Genomic DNA, 12710 nt, shown 5'->3' with positions numbered 1-12710 from the left:
ATTGATTTGGGGGGTAAACCGGCAGGACGCCGGTTTAGCCGCGCTGGGCCATGGATGGCCCATCGCGGCGGCCCCCCAAATCAATGTCGGATGACGGGCACACCGAGCCTAGGCGAGGTGCCGAGTGGTGGGGCAGGAGCCCTTTTGGTTACTTTTGGGGCTCTTTTCCAAAAGTGACCCGCCGTAAGGGCGGAACCAATAGCCGCCATAACCGCAGCAACGGATATGTACACAACCCCAGAAAGGAGTTGTGTAGATACCTATAGCCACCGCAGGCAAGCTCGCCCTCACCGTGTGAACCTTACAAACTGATCTGCCCCCGCTCCTCATCCGTCAACCGTGCCTTGGCCTGTTCGCTCAACGGCCCCGCCCCCAGCACCTGCACCGGGCTGTCGGGGTTGTAGGTCGGCGCCCGGCGTGCTTCTTCCTCCCGGCGTTGCACCGGCTCGGTGCCAAACCCCAGCACTTCCACCGTGACGATCGACGCCCGGCCCTGGCGCGCGGCAGCCTGTTGGTTGCGGGCCGCGTCTTCGGCGGCCTGGGATGCCGCTGCCCCCGCCGCGCTGGCTGAGCTCATGGCCGCGGTGTTGACCGCCGCCGACACCGGCACCCCGGACGATTTACCCTGGGTCTGGATATTCGCCGCGTTGACCACCCGCAGCGCGGCAATGTTGATATTGCCCGACACACGGATCCCCGCTTCACCGGCGTCGATGGTACCCAACGGCGCAATCAGGTCGATATCCCCTGCCGGCACTTCCGGGATCGGGTTTAGCGTGGCGATCCCCGCACCAGTACTCGGCACCGACGGCGACAGGCTGACGTTGCCCCAGTTGTCATACACACGCCGTGGCGGGGTGTAGACCACGGTGGTCTTGGAACCCCGCCCGGCGTTGATATCGCCTGCGGCGGACCAGCCCATGATCGAGCCGCCAAAGGTGGTCATGATCCGGCTCTGGCCCAGCAGGATGCTGTCCAGGGAATACAGCTGGATATCCCCCGCGCCCTGGGTAATGACCCCGGCGGTGGACGGCGGTGCCGCCCCCTCGATGCCGAATGTCTGGCCACCGCCCGGGGTGAGCATCTGGATCGAGCCACCGAAGTTGGTGTGCACCCCGGCACCGCCGAACAGGGTGATATCGCCCTTGTAGGCGATGGCATTGCCGGCCACGTCCTTGTCCGGGAACAACCCGGCAATCGCCGCCCGCCCCCGCACATAGCTGCCCTCGCGCACGCCGCCAGCCTGGTTGTATTCGCGACCGGCGGCCTTGAGTTCGGCAAAGTACACTTCACGGGCAAACACCCGCTGTTGCTGCGCCGGCAGCGCCGCGTAGTAGGCGCGGGCCTGTTCACTGTCACCGACAAACCCGAAGCGCTCGGCCAGCCACCCGGCCAGTTCGCGCTCGTAGGTCTTGGCGACTTTGCCTCCCAGCAGCGTCAAAGGCTCGCCCGTCTGCAGTTGGTTCTCAGGATTCAGGTAAGTCTCGACAAAGCGCCGGTAGTCCGGGCCGTTGGGGCCAACACCCGCCAGCATGACGATGCTCGCGCCGGGACGGCTGTCACCTGCGGCAACGGCGCCAAGGCTGTTGACGCTGACCTTGTCCTCTATAAGGAGGTTGCGCCCTGCCGTCAACTCCAGGGTGCCGGGCCCTGCGACATTGAAGCTGCTGTAGAGCATGTCGCGCCCGGCACTGACAATGGAGATGTCAGTCAGGCCGTTGTGCACGAACAGGTTGGCGTCGAAGGCATATTCACCGGTATCCACTTCGCCACCGCTGGCGCCCCCCAGGCGCGTGCCGCTGCTGACGATGTCACGCCCCGCCCGCATCCAGACCGGGCCTGCGCCCTCATAAAACGTTTGCCCCACACGCGGGTCTCCGGCGCTGGTGATGGTCAGGGCACGCCCACTGTTGACGCCCAGCAGGTCACCGCTCAACGCATAAAAACGCGCAGGTTCCAGGGTATCGCCCCACGACGTGCTGGCCGTGTTGGCACCGAAGGTGAACAGCGGGGAAAGCCCCAGGCGTGCAATGTTGCTATCGCCGGAAAGGTTGCCGCTGCCCGCGATGGGCAGGGAGTTGACGAAGCCCAGGAACGCCGGGTTGAGGACCGTCGCCATGCTGTCCGGCGCGGCGCTGGAACGGCTGACGGTGAGGTCGCCGCCATAGATCGAATCCCCAGCCAGCAATTGCAATTGACCGTTGGCCGATGGCGCCAGCACCAGTGCCGCCAGCGGTGGCAGCGAGCCAGGGTTGGCGGTCGCGGCACGCCCGTAATACAGGCTGCCGCTGGCGGCCACCGCGCGCAATGTGGCGGGATAGACCGCCGCCATATCCGTCTCCAGCGTTTGCGTCAGCGGCGTAAGGTTGCCACCGGCCGAAAACAGGTCCACTGCCGTGTTGCGGGTCCACAGGCTGAACCAGCTCTGCCCGACGCCGTTGACCCCGTCGTTAACGTAGGCCAAGGCATTTGTCTGTGCGACGCGCCCTGGATCGGCCACATCCTGCAGCACCAGGTCGCCACGGGTGGCCAGGTTGAAGGTGGCATCACCGGGTAACAGGCTCAAGCCACCGGCCGCCGCGGCTGACGTGGCGCGCAGTGGATCATAGGCGCGGACTTCGCCGGGGCTCTGGTCGATCACCCGGCTGCCATAACGCAAGGTCAGGCTGCCCAGGGCGCCGCCGGTCAGTTGCACGTGCCCACGCAGGTTCACCAGCGTGCCGTTGAGGTGGTCCTGGGTAATCTGACTACCTGGATTCACGGCACCGCCGACCCGCAGGTTCAAGTCGCCACCGCCGGTCAGTTGCAGGCTGCCGTCAGCCGCCACGCGCCCGGTGCTGCCCACCGCCAACACCAACCCCTGGCTGCGCAAGTTCACCGCCTGGGACACATAACCGGCAGCCAATGGCCGGATGATCCCGGCATCGCCGCCCACGTCGACATTCAGGTTGCCCCCGCCCAACGTACCGAAGCCGGTGAAGCCGACCATCTGGTCGGCGCCCCCCGCCAGGGCGAGGTTGCTGGCGTAGGTGCCAAAATTGATCCACCAGGCCGTCGCTTGTGCCGCCGAGCCACTCAAACCATTGCCCTGGCGCCATAACCAGTTGCCGACATTCGCCGAATCCTGGCCGCGATCGTTGCGGACCGGACGCCCCGAGGCACTGAGTGACGGGCTGGTGATGTTACCGGTCAGGTTCCCACCCACTTTCAACGACAGGTTGCCGCCCGCCTCCGGATACCAGGCGCGGTACACACTGTCTGCGCTGCCATTGACCAGTTTCTCGTTGCCACCCACGCTATTGCCCAGCACCTTGGCGTTTTCGCCAAGCGCCCGTGGCAGGTTGTAGGGGTCGTTGGCCGAGGTGCCCGTGGAAGAACTGCCAGCGGTGTAGACCCCGTACAGCGATTCCATGCTCAGATTGCCAGCGGCCAGCAGGTCCAGGTCGGCGGCGCCGGTGCGGACCACACTGAAACGGCTACTGCCCCCGGCCACCAGGCTGTAGGCATCGCCGCCCGACTCACAAGAGCCGGGGTAGTCCGTGCAGGTTCCAAGGTTGCCAGGGCTCACGGGCTTGCCGACCATGCTGGTGTCGCCGTAATTGTCGATGGAGCCCTGCTCGGTCCAGACCAGCACGCCCTGGGCGAACATGCCGTAATGGCTGTCGGCCAGACGCAGGTTGCCGGTCACTGGAGAAACTTGCAGCCTGCTACTGTCGACCGCCTGGGTGTCAGCCCCGGCCACCAGGCGGATCGCCCACGCCTGGGAGCCTTCCGTCAGCATCGGCGCAACGCCCCAGTTCTTGCCTTGGCGGCCGGCCTCCTCGACCCGCAATTTCACCGACTTCGCATTGCCCGCCAACTTCACATCGGTGCCGGCCGGCAACAAGGCGCCACGGGGCAGTGCCTTGCTGCCATTGAGGGTCACGAACGCGGTACTGCCCAGGCGTCCTGGCAATGGCACGCCCTTGGGCCAGATCATCGCCCTGACACTGGTGTTGCTGGTCAACAGGGTACCGGCCCCCAGAACCGTACCGGCCGCCAGGGTCTGGCTCTGGCTCAGCAGCGTCCCCGCCGCGAACAGCTGTGTGCCCGAGCCGTCGAGTATCGCCGCCGCCAGCACCGTACCGGCAGGCAGTACCAGGGGCTGACTGAGGGTCACCGGCACCGGCAACCGCGTGCCGTTCGCCAGGCTCAGGGCCTTGATCGACACATCGAAGTTGAGGATCGCACCCGCCGGAAACTTGGTGCCGTCGGCCAGGGTCACGCCCGTGCCCGGCACCACTTGGGTGCCGCCGGTGTAATTGATCCCGGGGAGCAGCACCCAGCCGTTGTCATCGTCGCTCGGCGGTGGCGGTGCAAAGCCGTCGTTGATGCTGCCGTAGATATTCAAGTCGCCGCCAGCACGCAGGGTCAGGCGGCCGACTTCGCCGGAGCCATACACATCCGGGTTTTTCTGGGTATGTGGGTTGAGGCTGGCGTAGCGATAACCGGACAGGTCCAGGTCGCCCTGCACCACCAGGTCACCCTGGGACGTCTTGCTGACAATCTCCACCCCCGGCCGCAGATGCAAGGCGTCGGCGTACGTGGCGTTGTTCAGGCCCGCGAGCTTGTTATTCAGTAGGTCCTGGTTGCTGAGGGCAGCGTTGATAAACAGCACGCTCAGCTCATGTTTTTTGTCCAGGTACTTCTGGTCGATCACCTGGTACGGACGCCCACTGGCCGTGGCATCGGTCTTGGTCGGCGCATCGTCGTAGCTGATCATGCCGTTGAGGGCAATCGAGCGCGCGCCCTGGATATCCAGGCGGCCACGGGCATCAATGGCAATGTCATCACTGTTCAAGCGCGGAGCATTGAGCTCCAGGGTGCCACGGCTGCGACCGTCATGGCCCACGCCCCCATCGGTCCCATGGCGCAGGTCAATGCGCGCGCCATCGGCCAGGGTCAACTGGCCCTGGCCCGAACCCAGCACCACCATGGCGCGGTTCGGCGCGTCGATGATCTGGCCATGGCTGTCCACCCGCAACTGGCTGCCATGGGCATCGAGCACGGCGCTGCCGTCCAGGGTCAGGCCGGTCTTGGCCGTCAGGTTGATGCTGCCCACCCGCTCGCCACTGGCATCCACCCGCCCGGTGACGCGCAGGCTGCCGTTGTCCAGCGAGACACTGACGCTGTTGGCCTTGACCTCGTTGCCGATGCTCAGGTCGCCCTGCTTGAGCTGGAAGCTGCGCGCCCCAAACACCTGGCCCTGGTTGAGCCGTTGGTTGAGGGCGGCAAACTGTTCGTCCAGGATGCCGCTGGTGCCCAGGCGCTGGGCCTGGATCTCCACCGCACCGGCCAGGTACGGCACCCGAGTGCCACCGGCATCGTAATAACCGCTGCTGCCTGCCAGAAGCTTGCCTGCCAGGTCAACCACACCGCCTGTGTCCCCCACGGCCACTGCCCGCAGCTTGCCCGCCTGGTTATGCTGCGCCGACAGGTCGATGGTTGAGCCGGTGGCCTGCAGCACATTGCCTTCGCGGCTTTGCAGCGATACCTCACCCCCCGCGCCATATTTGGTCAGGTCGTTGAAGGCGATGGCGCGACCGGCCACATCAATCAGTGCGTCATCGGTCAACACCACGTCGCCACGGGCGTCGAGGGTGACCTTGCCGCTGGGCAGCACCACCGCGCTGGCCAGGCGAATGCTGTCGCCCTGCAGCGACAGCTCGCCGCCCAGGCCCTCGACCTTGCCCCGCCCCCCCGCCGAGGCGCCGATATCCAGGGTGCCGCCGGCGGTGATGCGGTTTACCGAGCCCGCCTCGCCGGTCAGCAGTGGCGTGAGAATGCTCAAGTCGCCGCCGGTATAGGCAAAGCCCTTGAGCGGATCATAGGCCCCCTGGCGCTGATAGACCGACAGGCTGCCCTTGTGGTTGGCGGTGATGCGCTCGCTGGCACTGAGGTTGACCTGGGCAAACCCCAGCGCCAGGCGATCGAAGCGCTTGGTCGTGCTCGGCTGGGCAAAGTCGCCATAACCGAACTCGATGCGTTCGGCCTGGATATCCAGGCGCCCATTACCGCTGCCAGCGCCGCCGTCGATGGCGGCAACGGCCGGCGTTTCAGCGCCGAGCCAGATCAGGTTGGCGGTGTGGATGCTCGCCACATCACTGGCGCTGCCGGCGCCGTAGATCGCCGGGGCAGACAGCATCAGACGGCTGAGCAACGACTTGCCGGTCACCGCGTCATAGGTGTCGAGGGCACTGGAGCCATAGAAGTTGAAGCTGTCGCGGGCCGAGAGTTGCAGGGTTTCCAGGGCCGGCGCGCCGAACTGCGTGTCACCACGCAACAAGCGGTCCAGCACCTGCTGGGTCAGGGTCATGCCGGCCGGCAGGCGATTGCCGGCGGCGGCCGCAGCCAGGGCTTCAGGGCTGCCGACGTTAATGCTCGCCAGCCCCAGGTTGAGGTGACGGGTGCCGTAGCGCACCTCATCCCCCATCTGCAACGTCTTGTCGGTCAGGGCGACGATACTGCCCTCGGAATACAGGGCAGTCTGGCCGCTACAGGGCGCGCTGTTGCACGCCCCCAGATTGATCCCGCCACTGGCGGCGCCGCCCGCTTGCACAGCGTTGACCACGTTGAGCAAACCGTTGGAGACCGCCAGCATATTCGCCACCTGGTAGACGAAACCGTCCCGTGCGTCATAACTGGCCTTGCCCCGGCCAAGGGTATTGATCGAGGCGCCCTGCTCCATGACGATCTCGCCGGTGGAGCTCACCAGGAACACTTCCGGTGCGGCCAGGCTCGCCCCTTCACGCAAGGTAATAGAGCTACTGTTGGCACCGACCACGTTGATGTAGTTGCCGCTCTGGCCATACGAAACCTGGGTCATCCCGCCAATCATCAGGCGTGCCGCGCCCAACGCATTGAGGCTGGCCGCCCCCACGCTGACCCCCTCGAACCCCTCCGTGGCGGCCTTGCCTGGCGCCATTATTTCGATCCCGCCGGTTCCCATGTTCATCACTGCAACAGTGCCGGCAAAACCGTCGGTGGCCGCCTCAAAGCGGCCGATACCGGCGAACGAAAAGGCGTTCGCCCCACCACCGGGGTGCAACGCCAGTTTCAGGGTCTTGGCATCCACCGGCAGCAACGCCCGTGGCACGCCGAGCTTGGCCGCATCAGCCACGGCGAACTGCGCATAGCCGGTTTCGTTGTACTGGGAGTAGCGGCGCAGGGTGTCGGCCGAGGTCAGGATTACCTGGCTGGCGACCCGGTTACTGATCCCGGTGTTGACGATGGACAAGCGCCCGGCAGCCGACCAGGAGCCATTGCGCAGCGCCTGTGGCACCTCTTCGGTGCCGCGCCCCGCGAGGCCGTTGATTTCGACACGGAACGCCCCCGGCATCAGCGCATAGGTGGAGGGCATCAGGGTATAGGTGCCTGCGGCCAGCCCCGGGACGCCAGCGTCCAGGGTGATTTGCTGACCGAGCAACGGATCGACGGCGCCCCCCTCCGGGGCCACCGGGGCATAACCCGGTTGCGCGCCGGGCACGATGGCGTACACCGGGTTACTGCCCAGGCCCGGCAGGACAAAGCCGCCGTGGGTGCCGACCTGCATCAGTGGGTTATAGCGCGCATCGGTGGAGCCGCCACGGCCGGAAATAAACCCGGCACCGAGCAGTTCGCCGCCGCCGGACAGGTCCAGCGTGGCCTCTGGCAGCACCGCCACCGATTGCCCACCGAGGATTACCCCCACGTTGAGATCGCCATTGAGGTTGGCAATCGCCCCCTGGCCGAGGAACGACACCGTCTTGCCGTTGTACTGGTAGACCTGGCCATCCACCGTGCCGCCGTAGGGCAGCACCAGGCCCTTGCCGCTCACCGAAGTCAGGCTGCCGGACAGCAGTTCGACCTTGTGGGTGCCCAGAATGCCGACCTCGATCAACCCCAGGGGCGCACGCACCACCCCGCCCTGCCTGATGCTCGGGCCGCCCAGTTGCAGGCGACCGAAGGCCGAGTAAGGCACCACGCCCGTCTCGTTGCCGGCACGGGCGATGGTCAGGGTGCGCGTCGGGTCGTAGCCGTCAACCCCATCCAGGTAACCGGCCAGCACCCGCGCGCCGACTTCGGTGGCCGGGTACAACTGCGCGGCCTGCAGGGTCATGTCGCCCCGGGTCATGATCTGCGTACTGATCCCCTGGGCGACCGCGTCGGCGCTGGCCCCCGCGAGAAAACGCAGGTCGCCCTGGCTGCTCAGCTGCACGTCATCGAAACCACGGCGGTCGACGCTCAACTGGCTGTTGTCGGCCTGGGTCAGGTTGCTCTTGTTGCCGAACAACACATTGCCGCGCACCTCCAGCAGATTGGCACTGGCAGTGAACTGCGCCTGACTGGCGCGTTGCGACATGGCGCTGGTCAACACCGGATGCTGGTATTGGTCCTTGGCCTCCAAGGGCGCAAGGATGCCCGCCAGCAGCAGGTGCGGTGCCGACAGATTGACCCGGGCATTCTGCGCAGCCTGCTCACTCAGCCCCAGAGCGCCACTGTACAGACGCAGGCTCTGGCCCATGTGCAGCGACAGATCACCGTCAACACTCAGCAGGCCATTGCTCAGCAAGGCCAGGTTGTCGAACCCGCCGGCGCTGACCTGGTCCACGCCCAGGCGAGCATGCCCGTACTCCAGTTCCGCGGTCGCGGCCTCGGCAGTGCCCGCCAGCGTGCTGGACTGGTGGGTCTGGCTGAGTAACAGTTCCCGCGCCTTGAGCACGCGGTCGCTGACCGCGCTCTTGAGGTAGTAAGGGCTTTCCAGGGCCAGGGACAGGCTGCCGCCCGAGGCTCCGGCACCACCGGCCCGGGCCACAAAGCGCCCGTCCAGGTACAGGCCATTGTTGGAGGCAAGGCTGATACTGCCGCCATTGCTGGCCACCGGTACCCGGCCCTGGCCCGGCAGGTCCAGGTCCGCCTGGGCCCCGGACGCCTCCAGGCGCGCACCGTCGCGCACCACCACAAACACATCACTGGCCTGGGCAATGCCGGTGGCGAGGTTGATCGTGCCACCGAGGCTGATATTGCCGCCGTTGCGCACCAGGCCATAGTGGCGGCCACGATTGTCCACGGCGCTCACCGCCCGCGCCGCCACGTCGATCAGCGCCTGCTCGCCGACCCAGATCGAACGCCCATGACCTGCGGCATTCACCGCCTCGGAACTGGCCACGTTCAGCCCGCCCAGGCTGACGCTACCGCCCCAGGCGTTGAGCGTACCGTCGACGGTCAACTGGCCGACGCTGCGCAAATTGATGGCCTGGCCCGGATCGACCGTGATAACCGCGCCCTGGCCGACGCTCAGCGCGGTGCTGGCCAATTGCGCAGCGCTGGAGTCGAGGTGCCCGGCCGTGAGGCTCAAACTGGCACCGCGCCGCTGGCTCAGCACGCTCTTGAGCGCGTCCTGCTGATACAACTCAGGTGTCCACACCTGCATCAGGCTCGCCGGATCAGTGCCACTCGGCAGCGTCTGCACCTGCTCGCCAACCCGGTACACCGGCACCTCGACCCCGACCTGAGTGCCGTCAGCAACAATCAACTCTTCGTTGCCGGTGATGTCATACGCCGAGAACCCTTTCTTGAAAAAGTCCCCCGCCAGGTGCAGGGTGCCCGCGTCCAGGCTGCCTGCATCGCCGATCAACACCTGGCGCGACTGCAACGCCAGAGTGCCGCCACCGCTGACGCCATAACCGCGAATCTCACCGCCCAACACCAGGGCGCCCTGCGCGCCCAACGTCACGCTGCCGCCCTTGCCACCGCTGACCTTGCCATCCTGGCCGACCGTAGCGCCCGAAGACACCTGCACCAGGCTCTGTGCCCCCAGGCTCACATCGCCGGTGCCACGCAGCGCCACCTTGCCGCCATTGGCGTAAGCCACACCCTCGGTGAGCGACGGCTGCAGGGCCAGGTTGTTCCAACGCCCGGACGCATCCAGCACCACCCCGGCGGCCACCGCGACGTGCCCGCTGCCCGCCAGAATCACCTCTTCAACGGCATTCTGCCGATCGAGGTTGACCTGACTGAGCACGTTGCCGGCGTGGAGGCTGCCACCGTGGGCGGTCAGATTGGCGTTGACCGCCACCTGGGGCCCGTACAGGGTGATATCGCCACCGTCGGCCACCGACAACCCACCATTGACCGTAATCTGCTGCTTGGCGCCGACCTTGATCGCGCCCAACTGGAAGCCGTTGAGTTGCGCGCTGTCGAGCACCAGCGTGCCCTGGCGCCCGGCCGGCAGCGCGGTGCCCAGGTCGAGGCCGGCGGCGATTTTTGGTGTGCCGCCTTCGATCAGCACCTGCCCCATACCCGGCGTCAGGGCGTAACGCAGGGTGCCGGTGCTTTTGTTGAAGATCGGCGTGTACTGGCCAATGATCAGTTGCGCACGCTGGGCCTGGGCCTTCTGCGACTGCTGGTAACCGTCGAGGTTGATGTTCGGCGCCTGGGTCTGGCGCTCGCCCTGGAACACATCACTGATCAACTGCCCTTCAAGCACCGCATTGCCGGTACCGATCACCAGCTTGCCGGCATCGCGGCCCACGGTATAACCGGCCTCGAAACGTCGCTGGGGGGCGATCAGCGGGTTGTAGTACAGGTCGGTACGGCCCCAGCGTTCGCTGGTGTCTGCAAAGCCTTTGTAAAGCCCGGTGTAGAGAATATCGCCCGGAGCCTTCGACAGCTCATACAAGCGCCCGTCCGGGCCCTTGAGCCAGGTTTGCTGGACATAACCGCCCTGCACATCCACGGTGCCGCCCGACAGATTGATCTGCGCACCCTGTTGGGTTACCACGTCATCCCCCGTGAACGTCACGCTACCGCCCTGGGCCATCCACTCGCCCACCGAGTGCCCTTGCGTGCCCAGATAGCCACCGACTTCCAGCAGGCCGCCGGCGGTGTACCAGCGGTCCGTCGCGTAGCCGTTGGTACCCGCCGGCACAAACACCAACTCGCGCAGATCGACCCACACATCGTTGTTGATCAATTGCCCGCCATCGCGGTTGACCGGCGCATCGCGCTGCTCGTTGCCCTGCACGTTGATCTTGATGTTGTTGGCTTGCATCGCCACCTTGACGCCGATGGCGCCGGACACGTCGATCATCGCCCCCTCGCGCATCAGGCTGCGCTGGCCGGCGCTGACCGCGACCTGGCCACCGGTGGCGAGGGTTATCGAGCCTTTCTGGAAGTCCACGGTGCCGCCGCTGACGATCTCGATGCGCGACTGATCGGTACGGTCGGCCACCCTGCCCAGGTTGTTGAACTGCCCGCTGGCCTGAGGGTTCACCAGACCGTCGAGATTGACCAGGCCATTTTCGCGCTGGTTGTTGAGCGCGGTGGTGCCGCTGCTGTCGAGCAGGATCGCAGTGGTGCTGCCTTCGCCCAGGCTGACGCTGCCGGTGGTGTCGCTGGCCGAGTTGAGTAAGTGAAGGGTGCCACGGGTGTCCACCGACGTGCTGGCCAGGGCTACGCCGTTTTGCTGCACGGTGTGCCCGGTCAGGGTGATGTCGCCGGTAGCGGCCATGATCAGCCCGCTGTTGGTCACGCTGCCCGCGCTGCTGCCGGCCTTGAGGCTGCTGGCGACTTCATTGCCGCGAGTGGTGGAACGGGCATTGCCGGCGGTACCCACGCCCTTGCGGATGTAAAAACTGTCGCCGGCGGCCAGGGTCGTCTGGCCTTTGGCGGTGATGAGGGTGCCGGCGTTTTCCACTTCCGTACCCAACAGCAAGGCGTAGCCACCGGCATCGGTGGACGTCGCCGCGTCATGGGTCTGGATCAGCGCCCCCCGCTGCACCTGGACCTTGCCCGCGGCATCGGTGAACGTTGGCTGGGTGCCAGTGGCGTCGAAGTAGATCCCGCGCTGGGTGAATTGCTCGTCGGTGATCGCCGCCGCCGCCGCCACCAGGTTGCGCACGTTGACCTGGCTGCTGCCGCTGAACACCACGCCATTGCGGTTGATGATCATCACGGTGCCAGCGCCCTTGATCTGGCCCTGGATTTCACTGGGGCGCGCGTTGGGGTCATTGACGCGGTTGAGCAAGGCCCAGTTGGACTGCTGCTGGAAGTCGACGGTGGTGTTGCGCCCGACGTTAAAGGTTTCCCAGTTGAGGATGGCCTTGTCGGCGGTCTGTTCGATGCTCACCGTGGTCTGGCCACCGGCCTGGCTTTGGGTCGGGCCCTTGGCGTTGATCCAGCCTTGGGTCAGGCTGTTATCGACCTGTAAACCGCCCTTGCCCAAGCCGTCGGGAATCGTCGAGACCTGGCCCAACGCGGCCTGGCGCCCGGCCGCCTGGGCAGCCTGCTGGGCGGCAATCGCCGCTACGCTGTTGTTGAGGGTGCTCAGTGAGCGCTGCATCTGCTGGTTGACCCGCGCCTGCTGGGACAACGGCGGCGGCATCCCCGGCACCTGCGCCCCCGGCCGCGCCGCCGTGGCTGCCTGGGACGCGCCCTTGGCGGCAAACCAGCCGGAACTGAACGCCGTAGCCCCCTGGGCACTGCCCGCCACCAGCAACAAGGCAATGGCATGGGCCAGCGGCTTGAGGCGCAAGACAGTCTGGCCGCTCGGGCCGCGGGCATTCAGGTTTACCGGTGGTTTGCAGCGGACCATCTGGAATCATCCTTCTGTGTGGAGATGCACATCACGTATGGGAGGTAGGCGGTTGGCGAGGGGCAGCACTGAACTTCTGTCATGGAAAATTCATCTG

General features: G+C 66.1%; 1 protein-coding gene. It reads right to left on the bottom strand.

Annotation, left to right across the window (positions count from 1 at the left end; all coding sequences use genetic code 11):
• Nucleotides 1-301: 301 nt before the first annotated feature.
• The gene (locus HBR93_RS26025; RefSeq protein ID WP_169961377.1) at nucleotides 302-12613 is read right to left on the bottom strand and encodes a filamentous hemagglutinin family protein; all 12312 of its coding nucleotides are present in this window, start codon (nucleotides 12611-12613) and stop codon (nucleotides 302-304) included.
• Nucleotides 12614-12710 lie beyond the last annotated feature (97 nt).

Source organism: Pseudomonas sp. WS 5411 (genome assembly GCF_012985595.1).
In the GTDB taxonomy this organism is placed as follows: Bacteria; Pseudomonadota; Gammaproteobacteria; order Pseudomonadales; family Pseudomonadaceae; genus Aquipseudomonas; species Aquipseudomonas shahriarae.
Note: the sequence above shows the minus strand (reverse complement) of the source record. Positions and strands in the feature narration are given on the sequence as shown.